At 67.4% G+C, this 24,645-nt stretch carries 23 protein-coding genes; 9 read left to right on the plus strand and 14 right to left on the minus strand.

The features are described from left to right. Nucleotides 1-57: 57 nt before the first annotated feature. Both B0G38_RS00850 and B0G38_RS00855 read right to left on the minus strand, forming a co-directional pair. Nucleotides 58-756, minus strand: coding sequence for an O-methyltransferase (locus tag B0G38_RS00850; RefSeq protein ID WP_264667678.1), 699 nt, complete (start codon nucleotides 754-756; stop codon nucleotides 58-60). Next, nucleotides 753-1,082 (minus strand): thiamine-binding protein, encoded by a 330-nt coding sequence (locus B0G38_RS00855; RefSeq protein WP_264667679.1) that lies wholly within the window; start codon nucleotides 1,080-1,082, stop codon nucleotides 753-755. Before B0G38_RS00855 ends, B0G38_RS00850 begins: the two co-directional genes overlap by 4 nt. A gap of 114 nt (nucleotides 1,083-1,196) precedes the next feature. On the opposite strand from B0G38_RS00855, the gene B0G38_RS00860 reads away from it, so the two are divergent. Continuing rightward, complete coding sequence (locus B0G38_RS00860) at nucleotides 1,197-2,339, plus strand: acetate/propionate family kinase (RefSeq protein ID WP_264667680.1); 1,143 nt, start codon at nucleotides 1,197-1,199, stop codon at nucleotides 2,337-2,339. Between the two features lie 46 nt (nucleotides 2,340-2,385). On the opposite strand, the gene B0G38_RS00865 is transcribed toward B0G38_RS00860, so the two are convergent. The 5 genes from B0G38_RS00865 to B0G38_RS00885 all read right to left on the minus strand — a co-directional run bounded on the left by B0G38_RS00865 (nucleotide 2,386) and on the right by B0G38_RS00885 (nucleotide 7,082). After that, the gene (locus tag B0G38_RS00865; protein WP_264667681.1) at nucleotides 2,386-2,652 is read right to left on the minus strand and encodes a DUF1876 domain-containing protein; all 267 of its coding nucleotides are present in this window, start codon (nucleotides 2,650-2,652) and stop codon (nucleotides 2,386-2,388) included. An 86-nt stretch (nucleotides 2,653-2,738) separates the two neighbouring features. Beyond that, on the minus strand, nucleotides 2,739-3,050 hold the full coding sequence (locus B0G38_RS00870) for an AzlD domain-containing protein (RefSeq protein WP_264667682.1): 312 nt from the start codon (nucleotides 3,048-3,050) through the stop codon (nucleotides 2,739-2,741). Then, entirely contained in the window at nucleotides 3,047-3,853 is an 807-nt protein-coding gene (locus B0G38_RS00875) for an AzlC family ABC transporter permease (protein ID WP_264667683.1), read from the minus strand. Before B0G38_RS00875 ends, B0G38_RS00870 begins: the two co-directional genes overlap by 4 nt. 26 nt (nucleotides 3,854-3,879) lie before the next feature. After that, the gene (locus B0G38_RS00880; RefSeq protein WP_413542007.1) at nucleotides 3,880-6,105 is read right to left on the minus strand and encodes a glycoside hydrolase family 15 protein; all 2,226 of its coding nucleotides are present in this window, start codon (nucleotides 6,103-6,105) and stop codon (nucleotides 3,880-3,882) included. Nucleotides 6,106-6,209: 104 nt separating this feature from the next. Beyond that, a complete protein-coding gene (locus B0G38_RS00885; RefSeq protein WP_264667684.1) occupies nucleotides 6,210-7,082 on the minus strand; it encodes a glycerophosphodiester phosphodiesterase in 873 nt (290 codons plus the stop codon). A gap of 103 nt (nucleotides 7,083-7,185) precedes the next feature. Between B0G38_RS00885 and B0G38_RS00890 the strand changes: the two genes are divergently transcribed. Then, nucleotides 7,186-8,466, plus strand: coding sequence for a DUF445 domain-containing protein (locus B0G38_RS00890; RefSeq protein ID WP_264667685.1), 1,281 nt, complete (start codon nucleotides 7,186-7,188; stop codon nucleotides 8,464-8,466). An 84-nt stretch (nucleotides 8,467-8,550) separates the two neighbouring features. On the opposite strand, the gene B0G38_RS00895 is transcribed toward B0G38_RS00890, so the two are convergent. Then, nucleotides 8,551-9,552 (minus strand): hypothetical protein, encoded by a 1,002-nt coding sequence (locus B0G38_RS00895; protein WP_264667686.1) that lies wholly within the window; start codon nucleotides 9,550-9,552, stop codon nucleotides 8,551-8,553. Nucleotides 9,553-9,745: 193 nt separating this feature from the next. On the opposite strand from B0G38_RS00895, the gene B0G38_RS00900 reads away from it, so the two are divergent. Then, nucleotides 9,746-9,997, plus strand: a complete 252-nt coding sequence (locus B0G38_RS00900; protein WP_264667687.1) for a DUF6458 family protein — start codon at nucleotides 9,746-9,748, stop codon at nucleotides 9,995-9,997. On the opposite strand, the gene B0G38_RS00905 is transcribed toward B0G38_RS00900, so the two are convergent. Both B0G38_RS00905 and B0G38_RS00910 read right to left on the minus strand, forming a co-directional pair. Then, entirely contained in the window at nucleotides 9,994-10,614 is a 621-nt protein-coding gene (locus tag B0G38_RS00905) for an alpha/beta hydrolase (RefSeq protein ID WP_264667688.1), read from the minus strand. The genes B0G38_RS00900 and B0G38_RS00905 overlap by 4 nt on opposite strands. A 71-nt stretch (nucleotides 10,615-10,685) precedes the next feature. Continuing rightward, on the minus strand, nucleotides 10,686-11,096 hold the full coding sequence (locus B0G38_RS00910; RefSeq protein ID WP_264667689.1) for a hypothetical protein: 411 nt from the start codon (nucleotides 11,094-11,096) through the stop codon (nucleotides 10,686-10,688). Between the two features lie 170 nt (nucleotides 11,097-11,266). On the opposite strand from B0G38_RS00910, the gene B0G38_RS00915 reads away from it, so the two are divergent. Genes B0G38_RS00915 through B0G38_RS00935 form a run of 5 tightly spaced genes read left to right on the plus strand, consistent with a single transcriptional unit; the run spans nucleotide 11,267 to nucleotide 17,180 of the window. Then, nucleotides 11,267-12,049: a DeoR/GlpR family DNA-binding transcription regulator gene (locus B0G38_RS00915; protein ID WP_264667690.1), complete on the plus strand. Its 783-nt coding sequence runs from the start codon at nucleotides 11,267-11,269 to the stop codon at nucleotides 12,047-12,049. Further along, the gene (locus B0G38_RS00920; protein WP_264667691.1) at nucleotides 12,046-13,017 is read left to right on the plus strand and encodes a 1-phosphofructokinase family hexose kinase; all 972 of its coding nucleotides are present in this window, start codon (nucleotides 12,046-12,048) and stop codon (nucleotides 13,015-13,017) included. Before B0G38_RS00915 ends, B0G38_RS00920 begins: the two co-directional genes overlap by 4 nt. Before the next feature lie 33 nt (nucleotides 13,018-13,050). After that, nucleotides 13,051-15,132 carry a PTS fructose transporter subunit IIABC gene (locus tag B0G38_RS00925; protein ID WP_264667692.1) on the plus strand — a complete coding sequence of 694 codons (2,082 nt, stop codon included), beginning with the start codon at nucleotides 13,051-13,053 and terminating at the stop codon, nucleotides 15,130-15,132. A gap of 57 nt (nucleotides 15,133-15,189) precedes the next feature. Then, nucleotides 15,190-16,875 carry a phosphoenolpyruvate--protein phosphotransferase gene (gene ptsP, locus B0G38_RS00930; RefSeq protein WP_264667693.1) on the plus strand — a complete coding sequence of 562 codons (1,686 nt, stop codon included), beginning with the start codon at nucleotides 15,190-15,192 and terminating at the stop codon, nucleotides 16,873-16,875. Between the two features lie 26 nt (nucleotides 16,876-16,901). Further along, the gene (locus B0G38_RS00935) at nucleotides 16,902-17,180 is read left to right on the plus strand and encodes an HPr family phosphocarrier protein (protein WP_169992307.1); all 279 of its coding nucleotides are present in this window, start codon (nucleotides 16,902-16,904) and stop codon (nucleotides 17,178-17,180) included. A gap of 126 nt (nucleotides 17,181-17,306) precedes the next feature. Here the strand turns inward: B0G38_RS00935 and B0G38_RS00940 are convergent, their stop codons facing one another. Continuing rightward, nucleotides 17,307-17,534, minus strand: a complete 228-nt coding sequence (locus B0G38_RS00940) for a hypothetical protein (RefSeq protein WP_264667694.1) — start codon at nucleotides 17,532-17,534, stop codon at nucleotides 17,307-17,309. 268 nt (nucleotides 17,535-17,802) lie between these two features. Between B0G38_RS00940 and B0G38_RS00945 the strand changes: the two genes are divergently transcribed. Beyond that, nucleotides 17,803-18,354: a hypothetical protein gene (locus tag B0G38_RS00945; RefSeq protein ID WP_264667695.1), complete on the plus strand. Its 552-nt coding sequence runs from the start codon at nucleotides 17,803-17,805 to the stop codon at nucleotides 18,352-18,354. Between the two features lie 22 nt (nucleotides 18,355-18,376). Here B0G38_RS00945 and B0G38_RS00950 read toward each other — a convergent pair whose 3' ends face one another. The 3 genes from B0G38_RS00950 to B0G38_RS00960 form a co-directional block, all read right to left on the minus strand. Next, a complete protein-coding gene (locus tag B0G38_RS00950; RefSeq protein WP_264667696.1) occupies nucleotides 18,377-19,501 on the minus strand; it encodes an endonuclease/exonuclease/phosphatase family protein in 1,125 nt (374 codons plus the stop codon). Between the two features lie 51 nt (nucleotides 19,502-19,552). Next, entirely contained in the window at nucleotides 19,553-21,004 is a 1,452-nt protein-coding gene (locus tag B0G38_RS00955) for an amino acid permease (protein ID WP_264667697.1), read from the minus strand. A gap of 126 nt (nucleotides 21,005-21,130) precedes the next feature. Then, entirely contained in the window at nucleotides 21,131-24,619 is a 3,489-nt protein-coding gene (locus B0G38_RS00960; protein ID WP_264667698.1) for a bifunctional proline dehydrogenase/L-glutamate gamma-semialdehyde dehydrogenase, read from the minus strand. Nucleotides 24,620-24,645 lie beyond the last annotated feature (26 nt).

Below are 24,645 nucleotides of genomic sequence, written 5' to 3' on the forward strand. Positions count from 1 at the left end.
TCAGGCGCAGTCATACCGTTGATCGTAAGACGTCCGCCGCTCCGGCCGGAAACCGGCCTACTTCACAAGCGCGAAGGCGAAGCCGTCCCAGCCCTTGGAGCCTACGGTCTGCAAGGCCGTGGCATCCAGCCGCCCATCGCTGCCCAGCAGCGCCAAGGCATCGCGCGTGCCACGGATGGCCGCCGCCTCCGCATCGTCCCCACCCGCACCGGCGTTGTCCGCATCCAGGACGCTGCCGCCGCGGACCACGTTGTCCACCACGATCAGGCTGCCGGAGCGGGTCAGCTTCAGTGCCCAGTTGACGTAGTTGGCGTTGTTTTCCTTATCGGCGTCGATGAAGACCAGGTCGAAGGGGCCCGCTCCTTCAGCCTCGAGCTGCGGCAGCGTGTCCAGCGCGGCGCCCACCCGGATGCTGACCTTGGCACCAATGCCGGCCCGTTCCAGGTTCTCCCGCGCCACCTCGGCATGGCGAGCCTCGTACTCGCAGGTGACCACTTCGCCGTCGTCAGGTAGTCCGCGCGCCAGCCACGTGGTGCTGTAGCCGCCCAGGGTGCCGATCTCCAGCACCTTCCGCGCCCCGGTCAACCGTGCCAGCAGCATCAGCAGTTTTCCCTGTGGCGCGGCCACCTCGATGTGCGGCAATCCGGCGGCCACCGTGGCGTCACGGGCCGCGGCCAGCGCCTCGTCCTCGCCGACCAGCGTGGCGGTGAGGTACTCCTCCACCTCCACCCAGCGCTCTCCCGGCCCGGCGTTCATGCACGGTCTACTTCGGTGATGGCTGCTTCCAGCCGTTCCACCTTGCCGGTCAGCTCACCGTAGTAGCCGGGCCGGATGTCCGCTTTCAGGACCAGCGAGACGCGCTCACCGAACTGCCCGACGGCCTCCGTGGCCCGCTTGATCACGTCGAAGACCTCGTCCCACTCACCCTCGATGGTGGTGAACATGGCATCCGTCTTATTGGGCAGGCCTGATTCGCGGACGATTTTCACGGCGGCGGCGACGGCCCCGTGGACCGAAGCGTCGTGCGGTGCGGGCCCTTTGGCAGGCGCGCCGGACGGAGAAACAGAGAAGGCTACAAGCATGAGCCCAGTCTTACACAGCCACCTGCGGCGCAACAGGCTTTGCCATGGCGGTAGTCCGTGGCGGCGGGCTTTGGCAGGATGGGGTGGACCACACTTCCCCGGGAGGCACGTTTTATGCTGATCCTCGTCATCAACTCCGGCTCCTCGTCCCTGAAGTACCAGGTGCGCGAGGTCCCCTCGGATGACAATGCCGTTCTGGCCGATGGCAGCATCGAGCAGATCGGCGACGGTGACGTCCGCGACCACACCGACGCCCTTGAGGCCATGGCCACGGAGCTGGACCGCCAACTCGGCTCCCGCCGCATTGACTGCGTGGGCCACCGGGTGGTGCACGGCGGCGAGGACTATGACCGCCCCGTGCTGATTTCGCCCGAGGTTCTGGCCACGATCGAGCGCCTCAGCGCGCTGGCACCGCTCCACAACCCGGCGAACGCCGAAGGCATCCGGGCCATCGGCCAGAAGTGGCCTGACATTCCCCAGGTTGCCGTCTTCGACACGGCCTTCCACCGCACCTTGCCCGAACATGCCTGGCGTTATGCGCTGCCCGATGAGCTGTACCGCGAACATGGAATCCGGCGCTACGGCTTCCACGGCAGCAGCTTTGAATACGTCACCGGAGAGGCGGCCAGGCTGCTCGGCATCCCGCTCGGTTCCTTCAGCGCCGTGATTGCGCATGTGGGCAACGGGGCCTCGGCCACCGCCATCTCCGGCGGGCAAAGCGTGGATACCTCCATGGGGCTGACCCCGCTGGAGGGTCTGGTCATGGGCACCCGGCCGGGCGATCTCGATCCGGGGCTGGTGCTCTTTCTGCAGCAGGCCGGCCGGACCCCGGACGATCTGCAAGACCTGTTCAACCATGAATCCGGCCTGAAAGCTCTCGCCGGAGAGAGCGACATGCGCAAGATCGTCGAAGCGGCAAACAACGACGACGCCAAGGCGGCCCTCGCGCTGGAGGTGGCGAGCTACCGGCTGGCCAAGTACGTCGGCGCCTACCATGTTGCCTGCGGCGGAGCCCAGGCCCTGGTCTTTACCGCCGGCGTAGGTGAGCATTCTGCGGCCTTCCGCACCCTCGCCGTCGACCGCCTCGGCCCGTTGGGCATCACCCTGGACAGCGAAGCCAACGAGGCCGCCGACGATCCCGAGGAGGCGTGCGTGATCACCGACGCCGGATCCGCCATTCCCGTCCTGGTGGTGCCCACGGACGAAGAAAAGGTCATCGCCGAGGCGGCAGCCGCCGTCGTTAGTCAGCGCAGTTAGCCGGCGCGCTCCTCAGCCGGCGCGGTTAAGTGCGCTGCGCTCCCTGTCAGCCCTTGAGGTGCGCCCGCTCCTTCGTCGAATTTTCGATATCCGACGCCGTGGCTTCGATCAGCTGATGCGCCAGGTCCGACAGGGCCCGTGCCGCGGCCAGCTCATCGCCGATGCTGGGGACATCGGAGTCGATCGGGTTGAGCCGGGCCAAGCCGATTCCCCTGTGATCTCGTCCGCCGTCCGCCGTCAACTTCGCCTCGGCCCGCGTTTTCCCTTCATACTCGTCGATGACGATCTCCACCGACCAGCGCTTTTCCTCCATGGTCACCGCCTCCTCTAACACCCCCACCTTCCGACGCCATGGCAACTGCGTCAAGGGTCCGCGGACACAGAGTTTGCCGGTCCGGCCTAGCCCCAGCCGGCAAGTCGGAGCAGGGCCGCCGCAGCGGCGCCGGCGATGACGACGACGAGGAACGGCGCGCGCAGCACCAGGGCAACCGCCGCGGCCAGCAGTGCACCGAACCGCGCATCGAAGGTCAGCTGCTGCCCGGAGGAGAACGCGTTGACCACGGTCAACGAGGCCAGCAAGCCGATGGTCAACGTGGCAGCAACGCGGGACATCCGCTCGTTCTTCATCCACTTCGCCGGTACCAGATAGCCCACGAGTTTGGTGGCGTAGCTGACCACGCAGGCAACGATGATCCAGAACCACAGACTCATTCGGGCCTCCTGTCCTGCGGGCCGTTCTCGGCCCGGCCGCGGCTGGCCGTGGCGTCTTCGGGCAGCACCATGTGGTGGCAGTCGTGCTCGGAATACGGCTCGTCGTAGGGTTCGATGTCCGGGGCCATGCCGGCGGGAACACGATTATGCGCGGACCAGCCGATGACCCCGGCGACACCCGCGGCGACGAGAATGGGAACGCCGCTGGGCAGGAAGGGAACAGCCAGCAGCGTGGCCAAACCGCAGACGACGGCGATGGCGGCCGGCTCCTTGCCCCTGAGCCGGGGCCACAGCAGTGCCAGGAACGCCGCCACGGCTGCCCCGTCCAGTCCCCACTGCTTCGGGTCTCCCAACGCATTGCCGGCGAGCGCGCCGACGGCGGTGAACAGGTTCCACAGGATGAAGATGCCCACCCCGGCGGCCCAGAAGCCGCGGCGCTGCTCGCCCGGGTCGGTCTGCCCGGAGGCAGTGGCGGTGGACTCGTCGATGGTGACCTGGGCGGCGAGCAGTTTCCGCCAGGTCCGCGGCGACAGGAGTGCGTTCATCTGCATGCCGTAGATCCCGTTGCGGATGCCCAGCAGGGCCGAGGCGCTCATCGCCGCGATGCCGGTGCCGCCGCCGCTGATGACGCCAATGAAGGCGAACTGGGAGCCGCCGCTGAAGAGCAGGAAACTCAGGGCCATGGTCTGCCAGAAATCCAGGCCGGAAGCCACGGACAGGGCACCGAACGAAATCCCGTAGAGCCCGGTGGCGATGGCGATGGAAAGCCCCACCTTCACCGCGGGGGACTGCAAAAACTTCACCCCACCAGACTAGTCCTCCACGGGAGCTACAGCGCCTCCTGCGCGTGGCCGTTGATGGCGTCAGCGGCCCGGATGAGGGCCAGGTGCGAGAAGGCCTGCGGATAGTTGCCCGCCATGCGCTTGTTCACCGGGTCGTACTCTTCGGCCATCAGCCCCAGCTCGTTGGCGTAGCCCACCAGCTGGTCCATCAGCTCGCGGGCGTCTTCGATCCGGCCGGACCGCGCGTACTGCTCCACCAGCCAGAAGGAACAGGCCAGGAACGGGTGCTCGCCCGGCTCCAAGCCATCCACGCCGGCTTCCGTCCGGTACCTCAGGATCAGGCCGGCCTCTTCGACCAGCTCCTGCTCGAGGCGGGCCACGGTATCCAGCATCACGTCGTCGTCGTACTTCACGAAGCCCACCTGCGGGATGACCAGCAGGGAAGCGTCCACTTCGGTGCTGCCGTAGGTCTGGACGAAGGAATTGATCTCCTTGTTGAAACCCTGGTCCATGATCTCGTCACGCAGTTCGTCGCGGAGCTTCTTCCAGTGCTCGGCCTCGCCGTCCAGCCCGTGGTCCCGCACACCCCGGACACCGCGGTCGAAGGCAGCCCACATCATCACGCGCGAGTGAGTGAAGTACTTCTTCTCGCCGCGCATCTCCCAGATGCCGTGGTCCTTGCTGTCGAAGTGCTTCTCGATGTAATGCAGCAGCGCCTTCTGCAGGGGCCAGGAGAAGTGGTCCTCCTTGCCGCCCATGTTGCGCAGCTTCTCGAGCACGACCATGACCTCGCCGATCACGTCGGCCTGGTACTGCCCGACGGCGCCGTTGCCGATCCGCACCGGCTTGGAGTCCGCGTAGCCGGGGAACTGGTCCAGCTCCCGCTCGGCCAGATGGCGCTCCCCGGCCAGGCCGTACATGATCTGTAGGTCCTCCGGGTCACCGGCGACCGCGCGCAGGAGCCAGTTGCGCCATTCCAGCGCCTCGGTCTCATAGCCGTGCGTCATCATGGATTCCAGCGTCAGGGCGGCATCCCGGAGCCAGACGTACCGGTAGTCCCAGTTGCGTTCCCCGCCGAAATGCTCGGGCAGCGACGTCGTGGGAGCGGCCACGATGCCGCCGGTCGTCTCGTGCGTCAGCGCGCGCAGCACCAGCAGCGAGCGCTTGACCATCTCGTGGTATTCGCCCTGCGGCGGGAAGCGCGAGCACCAGTCGCGCCAGTACTTCAGGGTCTCGTCCAGCGCCTTGTCCACGTCGATCATGTCCGGGACTTCGCGGTGCGATGGGAACCAGCACAGCTCGAAGTCCACCGTTTCGCCCGCCTTGACCTCGAACTGGCCCCGGTGGCGGCGCTCCTTGGCGGTGGGCAGGTTGGACCCGTGCAGCACTACCGCGTCCGGCCCGGCGATGCCGACGATGGATTCCTCGTCGGTGTCGGCGTTCCTGACCCGGTTGACCCACGGCACCACCACGCCGTAACCGAACCGCACGACAACCTCCTGGGTGATGGTCACGGTGCCGCTGACACCTTCTACCCGCCGGACAAGGGAGGCGCGGCGGTCTCCCACCGGCATGAATTCGGTAATGGTTGCTTCGCCGGTATCCGTCTTCCAATGCGTGCGGAGCACAAAGCTGGAGTCTATGTAACTGCGTTCGACGACGACGGCGGCTCCGGCGCGCTTCTTGCGTTCTGCTTCGTCTTCCTCGTCTGCCCCGGTGAGTTTGCCTTCCTCGGCGTGGACGGATTCTTCCCGCTCGGCGAGGTCTCCGCGCGGGTCTTTGGCTTGCCCGCGGACCTCACCGCCGCGGTGTGCGGCCTCCGTGGTGGTGCTGCCCCCGGCCGCCTTCAGGCGCTGGTTCTGGTTCCGGTTCTGGTCGGCGACTTTTGCCGTAGCTGTGCCGCCGGCATCCGCTTTGCCCTCCGTAGACCCGTCCCGGTCCCGGGCTTTCGCATCGGCGCCGCTCGCGGCTGTGTCGGGGGCGATCTCCTTGCCGGCGTCGCGGGCGCTCTCGGCAGGCCCGGCGCCTTCACCCGCCGCCTTCCCTGCGGGCCCGGTGCCCAACGGCACGCCTGTTTGCTCATGGCTACCGTCCGGCGCCAGCAGCCAGCGGCCGTGCTCCGGTGTGCCCAGCAGGGCACCGAACGTGGAGTCTGAATCGAAGCGCGGGAAGCAGAGCCAGTCCATGCTGCCGTCCCTGGAGACCAGTGCCCCCGTGTGCAGATCCGATATGAGCGCGTAGTCCTCAATTGGAGATGCCATTTCTCCACTCAACCACAGGCAGGAGCGGGTGTGCCACGGTCCGGGTTAATCTGCCGCGACTATCCGCCCTGCTGGTGCCGTCCTCGGGGGTGCAACGTCTGCCGGACACCGCAAGCTCAGGAACCGGCCTCCAGCTGTTCCAGCAACTGCCGCACTTGCACGGGCCGGTTGGTGGTGATTTCGTGGATCCCCAGCTCGTGGCAAAGCCGGACGTCTTCCGGGTCATTGACGGTCCAAACCCTGAAGCGCAGGCCCGCCGCGAGCCAACGCTCGATCAGCGGCCGGTGCGACCTGATGTAGTCGACGCCCGGGCCCGCCATCCCCACGGCGCGTTGTTCGATCAGCGCCTCGCCTTCGGATAGCGCCCGGCGCAGCAGCGCCACTACGGCGCCCACAGTCAGGGAGCCCATGAAGAGGGAACTCTTGATCTCCTCGGCCTCAATGTTGTCCAGCAACTGGCACAAGTGGTCCGTAGGCACATGGTCTTCCAGATGTTTGGCTGTGTCGGGGTGGAAGCTCATGAACGAGAGCTTGAGGTTGTCCAACCTTGACGTCTCCGGGTCCCACCCCTCCGCCATCAGGTACTTCAGCAGTTCGTCCTCGAGGGTCTGGCCGAACGGGCTGGGATGCTTAAGCTCGATCGCCAGGTCCAGCGGCCGGCCGGCCTCGCGCATGAGGTCGATCAGCGCGTCCAGCGTGAGCAACTGGTCCGCCACGCCACCGTACTCAGGCGGAATCGGCACGCCGCGCCACGACGAGAAGTCCAGCCGCAGCAGCTCTTCGAGCGTGTGGTCGGCTACGTGGCCGGTACCGGTGGACGTGCGGTCCAGATCGAAGTCGTGGAAGCAGATCAGCTTCAGGTCCGCAGTCAGGTGGATGTCGCACTCAAGCCCATCGGCGCCGTCGGTAATCGCCTGCAGGTAGGCGGCCCGGGTGTTTTCCGCGTACTGTTCGCTGGAACCGCGATGGGCGAAGATCTTGTGCTTCATGGTTTTCACCGTACGTGAATTTGCCGACCGGAACCCGCTTTCACGACGGCGGACTGGTTAACTTAGCTTGACGGGTCCCAGAACTTTTTGCCGCGGAGGCCAGATGACCACACAGCTGATGTACGACGACGGCCGCAGCGTTATCGGGGACGCCGAACGCGCCGCCGGGCTGACGAAGATGAAACGCCTGGCCACCGGCATGCTGGGGCTCATGGCGGTGATTTTCATTGTGTCCTTCGCCCTGCAGGAGCAGTATCCCTGGCTGCAGTACGTCCGCGCCGCGGCCGAAGGCGGCATGGTGGGCGCACTTGCGGACTGGTTCGCGGTCACGGCGCTGTTCAAGCACCCGATGGGCCTGAAGATCCCGCACACGGCGATCATCCCGCGCAAGAAGGACCAGATCGGCGCCAGCCTCGGCTATTTTGTGGAGGAGAACTTCCTCTCCGAAGAGGTGGTCAAAACCAAGATCGCCTCGCTGGGGGTTTCCGCAAAAACCGGCGCCTGGCTGGCCCGGCCCGAAAACGCGGACCGGGTGGCCAGGGAAGGCGCCACCGCCATCCGCGCGGCAATGCTGGTCCTCAACGACGAGGATGTCCAGGACGTCATCGAGTCGATGGCGCGGCGGCATCTGCTGGATCCGGAATGGGGCCCGCCGCTGGGCAAGCTCGCCAAGCGGCTGCTCGACGACGGGCACCACCTGAAACTGGTGGAACTGCTCCTGGACCGTGCAGCTGACTGGGTTTTGGACAACCAGGAAACGGTGGCCCGTCTGGTGGCGGACCGCTCCCCCACCTGGGTTCCTTCCTTTGTGGACTCGCTGATGGGCGACAAGGTCCACCTCGAGCTGTACAAGTTCATCGCCGCCGTACAGGCGGACCCGGAGCACCAGGTCCGGCAGCAGCTTGACGTCTACCTCCAGTCGCTGGCCCAGGATCTGCAGACCGACCCGGACATGATCGCCCGGGTGGAAAACCTCAAGAAGAACGCACTGGGCGACCCGGAAGTACGCCAGCTGGCGGTCCGGACATGGGACACCCTCAAGCGCGCCCTGCTGGAGGCCGTCGAGGATCCGCAGAGCGAGCTCAGCCGCAAGTTCACCACGGCCGTCCGCGACTTCGGCAACCGGCTGGCCACGGACAAGGAACTCGCGGCCAAGGTGGACGGCTGGATCGAGGACGCCGCGGGTTACCTGGTCCGGACCTACCGGTCCCAGATCGCGTCCGTCATCACCGAAACGGTGGAGCGCTGGGATGCCGAGGAAACCTCCCGCAAGATCGAGTTGCAGGTCGGCAGGGACCTGCAGTTCATCCGGATCAACGGCACGGTGGTAGGGTCCCTGGCCGGACTGGTGATCTTCGCCGTTGCGCACGCCATCTTCGGTTAGCTCCGCAATGGGCGCGTGCTCCGGAGCGTCGCGGAGCACGCGCCCTTCGCGGAGCACCCTCCCAACCCGGAGCGCGAGGCCCGGTCAGACGTCGTCCGGCTCGGCCCCGCGGTGCTGCCCGGTCTGCGGGTCCGTCTCGGCCGGCAGGTCCGGCCCGGGCGACGCCGCAAGATCCTCGGGCCGAGGCGGCTGGGAGGACTCAGGCCCGGCATGCGTCGTGGACAACGAGCTCGCGCCCACCACCGCGCCTGCAGCTGCACCATCGGCACCTGCCGCCAGCTCCTTGCGCCTGCCCGGAATCAGCTTTTTGCGCGGAATCAGGTGCTTGCGCTGGGCCAGCTCCTCCACCAGGGGCATCGGCAGCGTCAGCGGCGGCTCGCCGAAGGCCTCGCGGGTGGATTCGATGACGCGTCGGCCCATCATGTGATTCCCGGCACCGCCCACCACGGCACCAATACCGAACGGCACAGCACGGCCGAGCAGGGCGGTACCCTGCTTGGCCAGGAACTTCTTCAGGAAACGCCGGCGCATGCTGTCCATGATGGTGCCCATCATGCCCGCAGGCATGCTGGTGCCGATGACGTTGCCCCATGCCTGGCCCGGCTTGTTCCGCCCGTTGGTCTGGCCTGCCAGTTCACGGATCAGGGCGCTGCCTTCTTCGCCCATCAGGATGGCCATGACCATGGTGCGGGACCGTTCCGGGTTGTCCGTGTGGATTCCGTGCAGCTCAGCGATGGACTGGGCATAGAGCGCGGTCGCCTCCAGGAATCCTACGGTCGCTGCGGCGGAAAGTCCCAGGGCGGCGATGGTGCCCACGCCCGGGATCAGTGCGGATCCGCCCACGGCCGCCCCGCCCCCGGTGATGGCGGACAAATAGTACTTCTCGAGCTTCGCGGACAGCTCCGCCGGCGAGGCCTCCGGATACTTGCTCCGCAGCCGGTTCAGGTTGGCCAGTACCAGCGGGCGCTGGACATCAAGAGCCTTCATAATTCCGTTGGCAACACCCGGTTTGGGGTTGCCCTTCTCGTCAAAAGCCGCGCCGGCAGCCATCTTGACCGCCGGGTTGAATTTCCTGTTCTTCGCCACGAAGTCCTCCTTGAGGTAGCGGACATGGCCGTTCGCTTTAACACTAGATCACCGGCTCGGCAGCACGCCGGGAACCGGCAATTTTCCCCCGCACGGGAACAAGATCAGTATGCTGAGGAAAGTACCGCAGTATTCCTCTATCGACGTCCGCGGCCACTGGCAGGCGGGCGTCAGGAACAAGGAGTAGTTGGTTATGAGAATCGGATCTTCGATTGCCCTGATCGCCATCGGCGCCATCCTCGCGTTCGCGGTGGCCGACGTCGTCGACTTTATCGACCTGACGCTGGTCGGCTGGATCCTGATGGGCGTTGGCGTGCTCGGCCTGATCATCTCGGTAGTCATGGCGGGCACCAGCAGGCGCCGCGTGACCGAGAGCCGCCAGCTGCACGATCCGCACACAGGGGAGACCGTCCGCAGGGACGACACCCGGGACAACGGCCTCTAGCCCAGGTAGGCCTTCAGGAAAATGCCGACGTCGCGGATCTCTTCCGGCCCGATGTTGTGCCCCATCCCGGGATAGGTGCGCGCCGTGAGCCGGGTGTGGGCCTCCAGCCAGTCCGCCGCATAGTCCACCGCGTCCTGATGGATTACCACGTCGGCGGCGTCCCGTCCCCAGAAAAACGGCAGCGTGCCGTCCAGGTCATCCGTCAGGGTCAGCAGTTCGTTCTGCAGCACAAAACCTGAAAGCCCGACGGCGGCACGAAAGGCCGTGGGCCGCAGCCGGATCAGCGTTGTCGCCATGGCCATGCCCTGGGAGAAGCCCAGCAGGCTGGTCCCGGTGAACTTGCCGGATGCCAGCACCGGGTCCAGCCAGGCGAAGACCTTGTTTGCCGAGCTGACGACGTCGGCAAAGTCCGAGGCAAGGAACGCGTCCAGCAGGAACCAGCCGTAGTTGGCCCCGACATCGAAGTGGCCGCGCAGCGCCACCCCGGTCACGTTCGCGGGCAGCGCCTCGAACAGCGGCAGCACCCGCTCCTCGGAGGAACCGTAACCGTGGATCATGACCAGCAGCTCGGTGCCGGCGCGCTCATCCTCGGGGCGGGACCATACGGCAGTCGTCATGGACTACTTCTACCATTCGCGGGCCGAGGGCATCGCGCGTGCCGGGCGGTGGCACCATGCGGGCAGGCCGGTCAGCGCGGCTTCTTACTGCCCAGCGCGACCAATGAAAGCACAATTCCCACTCCGCTGATCCCGGTGGCGATGAACGAGGCAACCGGATGCCCGCCGGTGAGCACGGCCGCGGCGAGGGACAGCGGCAGCCACAGCACCGCCCAACCGAGCACGCCGAACAGCGGCGCGTAGCGTTCCCCGCGTGCCGTCCAGCGATAGGCGAAGACGCCGAAGACCAGGGACAGCAGGCCGCCGCCGATCATCACAACGGCACCGAACCCGCCCAGCCCCAGGTTCCCGGAGGACCCCACCAGCAGCGCTGTCAGGGCGTCCACCCCGATCACCACCACACCCAGTCCGGCCATCAGGAAAAGCACGTTGCCGGCCTGGAGCAGCATCAACCTGCGCACATCGGCCCTCATGGCACCCACTGTATAAGAGCTGCATCAGAGGCTCTCCAAAACCTTTGGAGGCCCGCTTTTCTGTTTTTATGTTGGTTTTCGTTGACAAGCAGAAACAAACACAGATAAAGTCATCAAAACAAAGATCCACGTGATGCCAGTCACTCCCCCTCCCGGTCCGACTTCTCGAAGGAGAAAACATGTTTGCCGCCGAACGCCACCGCAAGATCGGTGAGCTTGTGGCCGTCAAAAACCGGGCCACCGTGGGTGAACTTGCGGACCGCTTCGACATCACCAAGGAAACCGTCCGCCGCGATCTCGCCACCCTCGAGCAGCAGGGCGTGCTCCGCCGGGTCCACGGCGGCGCCGTGGCGGCCGGCCGTGCCAGCACCAGCGAACAGAGCCTGGGCAGCCGCCAGCTCCAGCGGCACGAGGAGAAGCAGCGGATTGCCCGCAAGGCGCTGGAGCTCATTCCCTCCGGCCCGGCCTCGCTGGTGATCGACGCCGGCACCACCACGGAGCAATTGGCCGAACTGCTGGCTTCCGAGTCCAACGGCCGGCACGAAGACCTGCTGGTCATCACGCACGCGGTCCCCATCGCCTACCGGATCTCCACCGGCTCGAAGCTGCAGCTGGAAATGGTCGGCGGGCGGGTCCGCGGCCTGACCAGCGCCGGAATCGGCGCGCGGACGCTGGAACAGTTTGCCGCCTTGCGCCCGGACATCGCGTTCATCGGAGCCAACGGCATCGATGCCGGCTTCGGCCTAAGCACCCCGGACGCTCTGGAGGCCGCCGTGAAAACTGCAATAGTCCGCTGTGCCCGCCGCGTGGTCGCGCTGGTGGATTCATCCAAACTCGAGGAGGAAACCTTGGTCCGCTTCGCCGGCCTTGAAGAAATCGACACCCTGATTACCGACGCCGCACCCCCGGCCGCGCTGGCCGCGGCGCTCGAGGCCGCGGACGTCGAGGTGGTAGTGGCATGATCATCACCCTTACGGCCAACCCCAGCCTGGACCGCACAGTAGAACTGCCCGGCTCCCTGATCCGCGGCGGCGTACAGCGCGCGGTGGCCGCCTCCCAGCAGGCGGCCGGCAAGGGCGTCAATGTGTCCCGCACCCTGACCGCCTCCGGCGTCGCCAATCTGGCCGTCCTCCCCGGCGACCCCGAGGATCCCGTGATCACCGGGCTGCGGCAGGACGGCCTGGCCTACGTGGGGCTGCCCATCGGTCAGGCCCTGCGCAGCAACATCACGCTGACCGAGCCGGACGGCACCACCACCAAGATCAACGAACCGGGCCCGCACCTGGACGGCAACCGGCAGGAGGAGCTCGCCGCGGCGGTGCTGGCAAAGTGCGACGGCGCGGCCTGGCTTGTGCTCGCCGGTTCCCTGCCGCCGGGCGTACCAGCCGATTTCTACGCCCGGCTCACCGTCCGCGTCCGCGAAGAACTCGGCTCCGCAGCTCCGCGGATTGCCGTGGATTCGTCCGGCGAACCGCTGCGCCAGGCATTTGCCGCCGGCCCGGCCGCCGTGCCGGATCTGGTCAAGCCCAATGCGGAGGAGCTGGCCGAGCTGGCCGGCGTCCACAGCGAGGCGGCGCTGGAGGCGGATCCGGAACTCACCGCGCAGACCGCCGCGCTCCTGCTGGATAAGGGCGCCGAGGCGGTGCTGGCCACGCTGGGCTCCAAGGGCGCCGTCCTCGTCACCCGGGAGGGCGCCTGGTACGCCACGCATCCGCCGGTCAGTGCGCGCAGCACCGTGGGGGCCGGGGATTCCTCCCTGGCCGGCTACCTGCTCGCGCACAGCTCGGGCGCGGGCGCCGCGGACTGCCTCCGCCAGGCCGTAGCCCACGGTGCCGCGGCCGCGGCACTGCCCGGCACCACTCTGCCCGCCCTGTCACAGACGACGCCGGACGCCGTCGTCGTTAGCTCGCTTTCCGTTCCCGCACCCTGACTTCATTCCTTCCAAGCCCACAAGGAGGACGCCATGTCCCACCTCATCACCGAAGAACTTGTCACTCTGGATAAGAACCTCGGCACCACCAGCCAGGATGTGATCCGGCAATTGACCCAGGTGGTGCTCGCCAGCGGCCGCGCCAGCGGGTTCGACGGCCTCTATGCCGACGCCGTCGCCCGCGAGCAGAAGACCGCCACCGGGGTGCCCGGCGGCATCGCCATCCCGCACTGCCGCTCCACTGCGGTGCTCGAACCCACGCTCGCGATGGCGCGGCTGGCGCCCGCCGTGGACTTCGGCGCCAAGGACGGCCCGGCCGACCTGGTCTTCTTCATCGCCGCGCCCGAGGGAGCCGACAAGGAGCACCTGAAGCTGCTCTCCAAGCTCGCCCGCTCCCTGATCAAGAAGGACTTCACCGCCAGCCTGCGGGCCGCCGAGTCGCCTGCGGACATCGTGGCACTGGTCAACGGCGCGCTCTTCCCGGACGAAGGTGCTCCGGCCGGCGCCGCTGCGGGTTCCAGTGCCGGTGCCACGGCAGGCGCCGGTGCAGCCGGTTCCGCCGCCGGCACCGCCACCGCTACCGCTACCGACCAGCACGGCCGGCACGCCGCTGCTGCCGCAGCCGATCCCAACCGCCCCAAGTCCCTCGTTGCCGTCACGGCCTGCCCCACCGGCATCGCCCACACGTACATGGCAGCCGATTCCCTGGTCGCCGCGGGCAAGGAGGCCGGCATCGAGGTGCAGGTCGAGACCCAGGGCTCGGCCGGCGCGACACCGCTGGATCCGGCCGTCATCGACAGGGCTGACGCCGTGATCTTCGCCGTCGACGTCGATGTGCGCGAGAAGGAACGGTTCGCGGGCAAGCCGGTCATCCAGTCCCCCGTCAAGCGGGCCATCGACGAACCGGACGTGATGCTCCGCGAGGCGCTGGCCGCGGCGGACGATCCGAACGCCCGGCGCGTCAGCGGCACCGCCGACGTGGCCTCGCACCAGACCGGCCAGACCGGCGAAAGCATCGGCGCCAAGCTCAAGCGCGCCCTGCTGACCGGCGTTAGCTACATGATCCCGTTTGTTGCCGGCGGCGGACTGCTCATTGCGCTGGGCTTCCTGCTCGGCGGCTACGCCATCACCGATGTTGCGGACACCGTGGTGCTGGAGAACAACTTCGGCAACCTGCCCGACGGCGGACTGCTCACCTACCTGGGTGCCGTCGCCTTCAAGATCGGCGCGCTGTCCATGGCCTTCCTGGTCCCCGCGCTGGCCGGCTACATTGCCTATGCCATTGCGGACCGGCCGGGCATCGCCCCGGGCTTCACCGCCGGCGCGGTTGCGGGCTTCATGGGCGCGGGCTTCCTGGGCGGCCTGGTCGGCGGCCTGCTGGCCGGCTGGATTGCCCACCTGATCGGGCAATGGTCCGTCCCGCGCTGGCTGCGCGGCCTGATGCCCGTGGTGATCATCCCGCTGCTGGCCTCCATTGTGGCCTCGGGCCTGATGTTCCTGGTGCTCGGCGGCCCGATCGCCGGCCTGACCACTGCGCTGAACGCCTGGCTCTCCGGCCTGACCGGTGTTTCCGCCGCCGCCTTGGGCATCATCCTGGGTCTGATGATGTGCTTCGACCTCGGCGGACCGGTCAACAAGGTTGCCTATGCCTTCGCCGTCGCCGGTCTCGGTGCGGGCAGCGCCGACAACCAAGCCCCGTGGATGATCATGGCCACCGTGATGGCGGCCGGCATGGTGCCGCCGCTGGCGATGGCCCTGGCCACGGTGCTGGACCGCAAGCGCTTCTCGCTGGCCGAACGCGAAAACGGCAAGGCCGCCTGGCTGCTCGGAGCGGCGTTCATCTCCGAAGGCGCCATTCCGTTCGCCGCGGCCGATCCGCTGCGCGTAATTCCCGCCAGCATGCTCGGCGGAGCGGTAACCGGCGCCCTGACGATGGCCACCGGTGTGACCTCGCAAGCGCCGCACGGAGGCATCTTCGTCTTCTTTGCGATGGGCAATGTGGTTATGTTTGTTGTAGCCGTTGTGGTGGGAGCTATCATTTCGGCCCTGGCCGTCCTGGCCCTGAAACGCTACGCAACGAAGAAGACCGCTCCGGCAGAAACTGTCGCGGCCTAGGCCGCAGCAGCCTACGCTGACAGACAAGCCATCTAGTAGTTGAGCAAGGGGTACGCAATGACCAGCATTACCGGAGTAGGCGTCAGCCCGGGGCGAGTGATCGGGCCGGTTCTGCAGATGCCACCGGCCGTCGCCGAGCCGGCACCCGGCGCCGGGCTGCCGGCCGGAGCCACCGCCGAAGGAGAGGCCGAAAGGCTGCGTGCCGCGGCGAAGACGGTCCAGGCTGCGCTGAAGGACCGCGCCGCCGGGGCACGCAAGGAGGCGGCCGAGGTCCTCCAGGCTACCGCGCTGATGGCCGCGGATCCGATGCTGCTCAAGTCCGCGGTCAAGCTGCTGGAGGCCGGCCGCGGCACCGAACGCGCCATCTGGGAAGCAGCGGAGCAGGTCGCCGAACAGCTCAAGTCGCTCGGCGGCTACATGGCCGAACGCGCCACCGACGTGCTCGACGTCCGCGCGCGGATCGTGGCCGAGCTGCGCGGCGAACCGGCCCCGGGCATCCCCGCCTCGGACGTCCCGTTCGTGCTGGCCGCCGAGGACCTGGCACCGGCGGACACCGCCACGCTGGATCCGGCGCTGGTGCTGGCGCTGGTCACCTCCGGCGGCGGGCCGCAGTCCCACACCGCCATCATCGCCCGCTCGCTCGGGCTGCCCGCCGTCGTCGCCGCCACCGGTGCCACGAAGCTGGCTCCGGGCACCGAGGTCTTCGTGGACGGCGCCACGGGCATTGTCACGTCCTCCCCGGGGGAGGCAGAGCGCGACCTCGCTACGGCCTATGCCTCCCGTGAACCGCTGCAGCCCTTTGACGGCACGGGTATGACGGCGGATGGCCACCTGGTCCCGCTGCTCTCCAACGTGGGCGGGGGCCACGATGCCCTGAAGGCCGCCGAGGCAGGTGCCGAGGGGGTTGGCCTGCTGCGCACCGAATTCTGCTTCCTTAACCGCGATGCGGAACCCACTATCGACGAACAGGTCGCCGCCTACAAAGCCGTCTTCGACGCCTTCCCGGCCAAGAAGGTGGTGGTCCGGACGCTGGATGCCGGCGCCGACAAGTCGCTGCCGTTCCTGACCGACAGCACCGAGCCCAACCCGGCGCTGGGCGTGCGCGGCTACCGCACGGATCTGGCCACCCCCGGCGTGCTGGAGCGCCAGCTGCAGGCCATCGCCACGGCGGCCGGCCAGAGCGAGGCCGAGGTCTGGGTGATGGCGCCGATGATCTCCACCGCCGAGGAAGCCAGCCGGTTCGCCGGACTGTGCCAGGCAGCTGGGCTGGAAACACCGGGCGTCATGGTGGAAGTTCCCTCCGCCGCGGTGACCGCCGGCTCGGTCCTCAAGCGAGTGGATTTTGCCTCCATCGGCACCAATGACCTGACCCAGTACACGATGGCTGCGGACCGGCAGCTCGGCCCGCTGGCGGCGCTGAACGACCCCTGGCAGCCGGCCGTTCTGCACCTGGTCAAGGCCACCGTGGACGGCGCGGCCAGTCTGCAGGAAGCACCCAAGCCGGTGGGAGTCTGCGGCGAGGCGGCCGCGGACCCGGCCCTCGCCGTCGTACTTGTTGGCCTGGGTATCAACTCGCTGTCCATGAGCGCCCGCTCGCTGGCCGCCGTGGCCGCGGTACTCAAGTCCGTTCCGCTGGAGCAGGCCCAGCAACTGGCCGCCCTGGCGCTGCGAGCTGACAGTGCTGCCGAAGCCCGCGCCGCCGTGCGCGCCGAACTGCCCCTGCTTGAAACCCTCGGACTCTAAGCACGTCCCGTCACAAAGGAGAAACCATGCCCGAACGTATCGCAACCGTCGCCAGCCGCGTTGGCCTGCACGCCCGCCCCGCCGCCATTTTCGCCGAGGCCGCCGGAGACCAGCCGGTGGAAGTCACCATCGCGCTGGAAGGTGCCCCCGCCGACGAGGCCATGGACGCCTCCAGCATCCTGTCCCTGATGAGCCTGGGCGCCGAACACGGCTCCAAGGTAGTGCTGCGGGCCGAGGGGGACGGCGCCGATGCGGCCCTCGACGCCCTGGTGCAGGTACTCGAAACAGACCACGACGCCGAATAGCACCTACCGCTGACAGCGTCACCGTTTCCGGTCCCACCGGTTCCGGGACGGAACAGGCTCCGGTCCAGTCCTGCGACTGAACCGGAGCCTGTGCCGTTGGTTGGGTTGCCGGTGGTGAGCCCGCTGCTACCAGCGGACCTTCTTCTCCGCTGGCCCGCGCCTGTTGCTGGCATGCGTGGGCTTGTGGCTGTTGCCGATGCTGTGCCAGCCGGGCAGGTCCCCCGGGCTCTTGGCGCCCTTGGTGTCAGTGAGCCGCTGCTGCTGCTCTTTGCTCAGTTTCTCAGCGGCAGCGGGGGCAAGATGGACGTTGAGTTCGGCCTTGGCCGCGTCAGGGTTGTTGTCGATGGTGGTCATGGTTCCTCCGTTTTCAGCGATGTACGCCTGAGAGGATGCGCCAGATGCCGGAACAAAGCCCGGCAAAACGGGTCTTTTCATCAAGAGGTACGGGAAAAGAACTCGGAGGCACAGCCTCAACAAGCAGGATTTTCTTTTGGGCAGCTTTGGAGCCGGCCGGTACAGCGGAGACCGTCTCTACTCGAAAATCAGTGTTCCCATGCGTGCAAGCCTAACAGCGCGGCCTAAGTTCGGGTAGATTTTTCTGCAAGAGAATTTGGGGGACGCCATGAAGCAGTTCGATGACCGGTACGACCCGATCTACCAGCGCGGGCACCGGCTACCGGCCGACGGCCGGCCGCAGGACCTTTCCGCAGAGCCCGCGGGCCGGACAGCGGGTAACGGGTCTAAGGCGGGTAGCGCTGGCAACGAACGGGCTGAAGCCGGCTTCGCGGCAGCACCGGCGGCCCGTCCCACCCCGGCGGCCCATCCCACCTCCACCGACCTGACCGGCGCGGCGGGCATCTCCGAGGTCGTACCACCCGAGCTGGCCGGGCGGGAAGAGGAGCACGATGCCGCTCCGGCCCCGCGGTCGAAGTTCAATCCGTTCCTGCTGGCCCTCTGGCTGCTGGGGGCAGGCGCCATTACCTTGGGCTTCTGGGCCGCGCTAGGACCGGTAATGACCATGAACGATCCGTTCGGTACCAGCTCGGGCTTCGGCCCGCCAGAGTGGATGTACCTCCTCGGCATCCTCTCGCCTGGCCTCGTTGCCGGCGGCCTGATGGCTCTCGCCGCCGCACTCGTCCTACACAGCCTGGCCTGGCAGCGCCGCAGGGGTTAGGTCACCCGCCTGGCCGCCGGGTTCAAGCCGGACCTTTCGGAAGCAACAGGTCCACCCAGACTAGCCGGTGGTCGCTGGTGGGGAACGGGAATTCGCCGGTCAGGTCGGCACCCGGCTCCCCCGGCTCGGGCCAGAAGACCCCGGCACCGCTGACATTGAGGTTCTTGGAAGGCAGCACGTAGTCAACCCGCAGGTTTCCCGGCGCGGGGTCGTCCTGGAAGTCGGCCGTGTCCAGCCGCGGATCACCGAGGTGGCTGATGTTGTTGGCTCCCTGCCGCCTGGCCGCCTCCACCGCGCCCCGCGAAGCCGGCTGCGGATCCTGGACCCGCGGGTGCTTCAGCAGCTGGTCGATGGAGCCCGGCCAGGAGCCGCCGTCCCGCGGGTCCGAGTTCTGGTCGCCCATGATGACGAACCGTTCCCCGGGCGTCAGGCCACCATGCTGCCCGGCGTCGTCGTAAATATAGTCGGCCTGCGTGCCGCCGGAGACGTAGTCCGCCCAGAAGCGGATCTCGTCATTGTTCCGCCGCCCGTTGCGGTCCTCATCACCGTCGAAGGACGGCGGCGTCGGATGGCTGGCGAGCAGGTGGACCGGCTTGCCGCCCATCCGCACCGGCACATCCCAGTGGGACTTGCTGGAGAGGCGCAGCGCTTCCTGCGCCTGGGCGGAGTAGTAGTCCGCGGGCATGAGATTGCCCGGCATATCCTGCCAGCGGAACGTCTGGAAAGTGCGGATGCCCGGCGTTTCGATCGGGAATCTGGACAGCACCACCATGCCGTACTGCCCCTCGAATTCGCCGAAACCGAACGCATCATCGGCAGTGCCCAGTTCGCCGTCGTTATTCAGATCCAGCCCCGAATCGACGCCGGTGTTGGACGGGGCGGTGTAGGCGTACGGGTAGCTCACGGGCGCCTGGCCGTGCTGGCTGACTTCCAGGTAGTTCGTCCGGAACAGGTCCACCGCCGCATGGTCCTGGTCGTAGTCGAACTCGTTGAGCAGCAGGATGTCCGGGGTGTTCCGCTGGATCACTTCGGCAATGTTCCGGGCCTGCGCATTGCCCGGCATGGCCAGGTCCGCCGCCAGCTGGCCTTGGGCGGCACGGTTGAGGCTGGCGTTGTAGGTGGCGATCCTGACGGTGTCCTGCGGCATCTTCCCAGTATGCGGTTCGCCTGCCGGAAGAACGGCAGGCGAACGCTTGTGTCAGGTGCGGGTCTTGTGGCGGCCGTGGCGCGGGCTTTCTGGGTTCATCAGGGAGTGCCGGCGGCTGTAGAAGAAGTAGATGACCAGGCCGATTAGCAGCCAGACGCCGAACCTCACCCAGGTCTCCCAGTGCAGTTGCAGCATCAGGAATCCGGAGGCCAGCACGCCGAACGCGGGCACCACGGGCATCCACGGCAGCTTGAACGTGCGGTGCACGTCGGGCCGGGTGCGGCGCAGCACGATCACGGCCACGCAGACCACCACGAAGGCGGCGAGGATGCCGATGTTGGTCAGGTCCGCCACGGCCCGGATCGGGAAGACACCGGCCAGCAGGGCCGAGGCGATGCCGGCGATCCAGGTGACCCGCTGTGGAGTTCCGTGCCGGTCCGTTGCCGCGAACCAGGTGGGCAGCAGGCCGTCGCGGCTCATCGAGAACCAGACGCGCGTGACGCCGAGCAGGAAGGTCAGCATCACGGTCAGGATGGAAACCACCGCGAACGCCGAGATGATAGTCGCGATAACCGGCAGCCCGACATTCTGGAAGGCGGATGCAAAACCGGCGGTGGGGCTGATGTCGGTGTAGTTCTGCATGCCCGTCAGCACCAGCGTCGCCAGCACGTACAGCGTCATGGCGATCACCAGCGAGAGCAGGATGGCCTTGGGCATGTGTTTCTTGCCGTCCACGGCTTCTTCCGCGGCCGTGCTCATGGCGTCGTAACCGAAGACCGCGAAGAACACCGTGGCCGCACCGGCGAACACCGCGCCAAAGCCCGATGGCATGAACGGCGTGTAGTTATCGACGTCGACAAAGAAGAAACCGAGTCCGATGATGAACAGGATCAGCAGGACCTTGAGCCCCACGGCAACGAGTTCGAACCGGCCGAAAGTCTTCGTCCCACGGCTCAGGATCCAGGTGATGAACAGGCAGACCACGATGGCGGGCAGATTGATCACCCCGCCCTCGATCGTGTCCGCCGTGCCCTGCATCCAGATGGGAACGTCTACACCGATTCCGGACATGAACTCGGAGAAGTATCCCGAGATCCCGATGGCGACCACAGCCACGATGGCCGTGTATTCCAGCAGCAGGTCCCAGCCGATGAACCAGCCGATAATTTCGCCAAGGGCAACGTAGCCATAGGTGTAGGCGGAGCCGGCGCGCGGAATCATGCCGGCGAACTCGGCGTAGGAGAGAGCCGCGGCGGCGCTGGCCAGGCCGGCGATCAGGAACGCGATCATGACGGCCGGGCCGACCGGATCGGCGTCTTCGCCGCCGTTGGCCACCAGCCCGGCCAGGGTGAAAATTCCGATACCGATGATGCCGCCGACGCCGATGGCGGTCAGCTGCCACAGACCCAGGCTCTTGAACAGCCCGCTGTCGATGTTCTCGTCTTCAACCAGGTCGATCGGCTTGCGCCGGAGGACCGACTTGCTCCTATCAGGGGTGCTCATGTGCGTACCTTAGAGTCGAAGGTTCTCTGCCCGGGGTCCCCCGCAACCCCGGGCAGCTTAAAGGTGAACTGATAGTAGTCCTCCGGCGGCCGGCAGACTAGGCTTTTGCCCGGTGGGATCCGTCTCCTAGATCAATTCGTCCGAGAGGTGGTTCGGGGTGCCGAAGCGGTGGGCTGTGATGCTGACGGCCTGCTCGTGCAGGAAGGGCAGCATTTCCACCCGGCCCGCCTCGGTGACGGGGTGCGCGTAGACCGCCAGGTCAACCCGTCCCCCGGTAGCTTCGGCGAGCGCCTTGGCGCTCCCGCCGATCAGCCGGATGCGTCCGGCGGTGAACCGGCCCGCACGAGCCAGCCACGCGGCGTCGTTCTCTGTGGTTACCTCGATGTTCCGATCGATCGCCACGGCGCGCAGGGCGGCCGGAAGCTCGACGGCGGTGGACACCTTGACTTCGGAACCGGCCAACACTCCGGCGGCGAGCACGCGGACCAGCTTGGCCAGCGGCTCACCCTCGGCCAGGCGGACGGTCACCGGCAGCGGCAGGTAGCGGAAGACGTTGCGTTCGGCGCTCAGCCCGGTGACGTCCTTGGCCGCGCCGAACTCGGCGGCCCAGGCCTCGGCGTCGGAGGACAGCGAACGTTCCAGGAACACCGCGTCCTCGGCGGACACCGCAGCGTGGGAAAGCCGGGCCGCGTCCAGCAGGTGCCGGGCGCCGTCGTGGGAGACGGCCGCGGCGGCGTGGCTGCGGGCAGGTTCCCACTCGCCCAGGCCGGCCAGGTAGTTGGGGCCGCCGGCCTTGGTGCCGGCGCCCACCGACGACTTCTTCCACCCGCCGAAGGGCTGGCGCTGCACAATGGCGCCGGTGATGCCGCGGTTGACGTACAGGTTGCCGGCCTGGATGTTCTCCAGCCAGTAATCCAGCTCGGCCGGATCCAGCGAGTGCAGCCCGGAGGTCAGCCCGTAGTCGATCTCGTTCTGGATGGCCACGGCCTCCTCGAGGGTTTCGGCGGTCATGACGCCGAGGATCGGGCCGAAGAACTCGGTCAGGTGGTAGTGCGAGCCCCTCTTGACGCCGGTGCGCACGCCCGGGCTCCAGAGCTTGCCGGACTCATCCAGCTTCTCCGGCTTGAGCAGCCAGGTTTCGCCGTCGCCGAGGTTGGTGAGCCCGTCCAGCAGTTTCCCGTTGGCCGGTTCGATCACCGGACCCATCTGGGTGGACGCATCCACCGGGTAGCCCACCTTGAGCGAGGTGACCGCGTCCACCAGCTGGTTGCGGAACCGCGGCGACTGCGCCACCGAGCCCACCAGGATCACCAGCGAGGCCGCCGAACACTTCTGGCCGGCGTGGCCGAAGGCGGACTGCACCACGTCCTTGGCGGCCAGGTCGAAGTCCGCGCTGGGGGTAACGATGATGGCGTTCTTGCCGGAGGTCTCCGCCAGCAGCGGCAGGTCCGGCCGGAAGGAGCGGAACAGTTCCGCCGTCTCGTAGCCGCCGGTGAGGATGACGCGGTCCACGGCAGGATGGGAGATCAGCTGCCGGCCCAGGTCGCGTTCCTCCAGCTGCACCAGCTGCAGCACGTCGCGCGGGATGCCGGCCTCATCGAACGCCTCCCAGATGGCTTCCACCATGACGGCGCCGGTGCGGCGGGCCTGCTTGGCCGGTTTAATCACGACGGCGGAGCCCGCGGCGAGCGCGGCCAGCGTGGACCCTGCGGGGATCGCCACCGGGAAGTTCCACGGCGGTGTCACCACGGTCAGCCTGGACGGGACAAACGCTGCCCCATCCACCGAGTCCAGCTTGCGGGCCAGCTCGGCGTAGTAGTGCGCGAAGTCGATCGCCTCGGAGACTTCCGGATCGGACTGGTCCAGCGTCTTCCCCGCTTCGGCGGCGGCAACTTCCATCAGCCGGGCCCGGTTGGCCGCGAGCTTGTCGCCGGCGAGGTGGAGGACTTCGGCGCGCTCGGCACCGGTCATCCCGCCCCAGGCCTTCGAACGTTCGACGGCGGCCGCGACCACCTTTTCAAGCTGGTCCGGGGTCCGCAGGGTTGCAGCTTCCACGGCGTCGATGCCCAGGGTGGACTCGGGCACGCGGGCCAGGATGGCGCGCCCCCAGGCGAGGTTGGCCGGCAGGGACGGGTCCGTGTCCGGAGTGTTACGGAAGCTGTCCCGGGGAGCAGGGGCTTCCGCCACGTTGCGGTCCTGCTGCCGGTTGGGCAGCGGAACGGTGTTGTCCAGGTTCTCCAGCGAGGCGAGGAAACGCTGCTTCTCGCGTTCGAAGAGCGCCTCGTTTTCGCTCAGCTCGAAAACGGCGGACATGAAGTTTTCCTGGCTCGCCCCCTCTTCGAGCCGGCGGATCAGGTAGGCGATGGCGACGTCGAATTCCTGCGGCTGCACCACGGGCGTGTAGAGCAGCAGCGAGCCGACGTCGCGCTTGACCGCCTCGGCCTGCCCCTGCGCCATGCCCAGGAGCATCTCGAACTCGACTGCCTTCTGCTCGGCGGGGATGCCGCGCTGCTTGGCCAGAAGCCAGGCGAAGGCGACGTCGAACAGATTGTGGCCGGCCACGCCGATGCGGACGGCGTCCACGCGGTCCGGCTGCAGCGAGTAGTTGATGATTCGTTTGTAGTTGGTGTCCGAATCCTGCTTGGTGTTCCAGGTGGCCAGCGGCCAGTCATGCAGCGAGGCCTCAACATGCTCCATCGGCAGGTTGGCGCCCTTGACTACGCGCACCTTGATCGGGGCGCCGCCGGCGGCGCGGCGGGCCTGCGCCCACTGGGTCAGGCGCATCATTGCGGACAGCGCGTCCGGCAGGTAGGCCTGCAGGACGATGCCGCCGGAGAGGTTCTTGAACTCGGGCTTGTCCAGGATCCGGGTGAAGACCGCGATGGTCATCTCCAGGTCCTTGTACTCCTCCATGTCTAGGTTGATGAACTTGGGTGTGGCGGCCTCCGCGGCCTGCCGGTACAGCGGCGTCAGGCTTTCGACGACCTCCTCGACCGCCTCGTCGAAGGCCCACATCGAGTGCGGGGCCACCGTGGAGGACACCTTGATGGAGACATAGTCGACGTCGTCTCGCGCCAGCAGTTTGTGGGTGCCCTCGAGCCGGCGGGATGCCTCGTGCCGGCCCAGCACTGCCTCGCCGAGCAGATTAACGTTCAGCCCGACGTCGTGCTTCTTGATCTTGGCGATCGCGGGACCGAGCTTGGCATCGGTGGCATCCACGATCAGGTGTCCGACCATTTCGCGCAGCACCCGGCGGGCGATCGGAATGACCACCTGCGGCAGGGCCGGCGCCATGGCGCCGCCGAGGCGGACCGCGCTGCGCATGTACCAGGGCAGGAAGGACGGGACCTTGGGCGCCAGCGCCGCGAGGTTCCGTGCAGCCACGTGGAGGTCCTCGGGGCGGATCACGCCGTCGACGAACCCGACGGTGAAGTCCAGGCCGTTGGGATCCTTCAGGACCCCGGCCAACTGCTGCGCGGAGGCATCAACCGGGATCTTGGACGCCTCGGTCAGCCAGTGGCGGACCAGTTTGATGGCATCCTCGGCCAGGTCGTGGACCTGCTCGTCGGCCAGCGCCTGGGGCTGTGCGGCGGGCTCTTTCAGGACATCGGTCATAGCGATTCGGCTCCTTCTGGAACGGG

The organism is Crystallibacter permensis, from assembly GCF_025960875.1.
Lineage (GTDB): Bacteria > Actinomycetota > Actinomycetes > Actinomycetales > Micrococcaceae > Crystallibacter > Crystallibacter permensis.

Coding starts and splice junctions, on each gene's coding strand:
- ptsP (WP_264667693.1), top strand. CDS start 15,190: ATGACCAGCATTACCGGAGTAGGCGTCAGCCCGGGGCGAGTGATCGGG.
- B0G38_RS00900 (WP_264667687.1), top strand. CDS start 9,746: ATGAGAATCGGATCTTCGATTGCCCTGATCGCCATCGGCGCCATCCTC.
- B0G38_RS00870 (WP_264667682.1), bottom strand. CDS start 3,050: ATGAGTCTGTGGTTCTGGATCATCGTTGCCTGCGTGGTCAGCTACGCC.
- B0G38_RS00960 (WP_264667698.1), bottom strand. CDS start 24,619: ATGACCGATGTCCTGAAAGAGCCCGCCGCACAGCCCCAGGCGCTGGCC.
- B0G38_RS00905 (WP_264667688.1), bottom strand. CDS start 10,614: ATGACGACTGCCGTATGGTCCCGCCCCGAGGATGAGCGCGCCGGCACC.
- B0G38_RS00950 (WP_264667696.1), bottom strand. CDS start 19,501: ATGCCGCAGGACACCGTCAGGATCGCCACCTACAACGCCAGCCTCAAC.
- B0G38_RS00920 (WP_264667691.1), top strand. CDS start 12,046: ATGATCATCACCCTTACGGCCAACCCCAGCCTGGACCGCACAGTAGAA.
- B0G38_RS00925 (WP_264667692.1), top strand. CDS start 13,051: ATGTCCCACCTCATCACCGAAGAACTTGTCACTCTGGATAAGAACCTC.
- B0G38_RS00855 (WP_264667679.1), bottom strand. CDS start 1,082: ATGCTTGTAGCCTTCTCTGTTTCTCCGTCCGGCGCGCCTGCCAAAGGG.
- B0G38_RS00940 (WP_264667694.1), bottom strand. CDS start 17,534: ATGACCACCATCGACAACAACCCTGACGCGGCCAAGGCCGAACTCAAC.
- B0G38_RS00860 (WP_264667680.1), top strand. CDS start 1,197: ATGCTGATCCTCGTCATCAACTCCGGCTCCTCGTCCCTGAAGTACCAG.
- B0G38_RS00850 (WP_264667678.1), bottom strand. CDS start 756: ATGAACGCCGGGCCGGGAGAGCGCTGGGTGGAGGTGGAGGAGTACCTC.
- B0G38_RS00955 (WP_264667697.1), bottom strand. CDS start 21,004: ATGAGCACCCCTGATAGGAGCAAGTCGGTCCTCCGGCGCAAGCCGATC.
- B0G38_RS00890 (WP_264667685.1), top strand. CDS start 7,186: ATGACCACACAGCTGATGTACGACGACGGCCGCAGCGTTATCGGGGAC.
- B0G38_RS00945 (WP_264667695.1), top strand. CDS start 17,803: ATGAAGCAGTTCGATGACCGGTACGACCCGATCTACCAGCGCGGGCAC.
- B0G38_RS00885 (WP_264667684.1), bottom strand. CDS start 7,082: ATGAAGCACAAGATCTTCGCCCATCGCGGTTCCAGCGAACAGTACGCG.
- B0G38_RS00915 (WP_264667690.1), top strand. CDS start 11,267: ATGTTTGCCGCCGAACGCCACCGCAAGATCGGTGAGCTTGTGGCCGTC.
- B0G38_RS00865 (WP_264667681.1), bottom strand. CDS start 2,652: ATGGAGGAAAAGCGCTGGTCGGTGGAGATCGTCATCGACGAGTATGAA.
- B0G38_RS00935 (WP_169992307.1), top strand. CDS start 16,902: ATGCCCGAACGTATCGCAACCGTCGCCAGCCGCGTTGGCCTGCACGCC.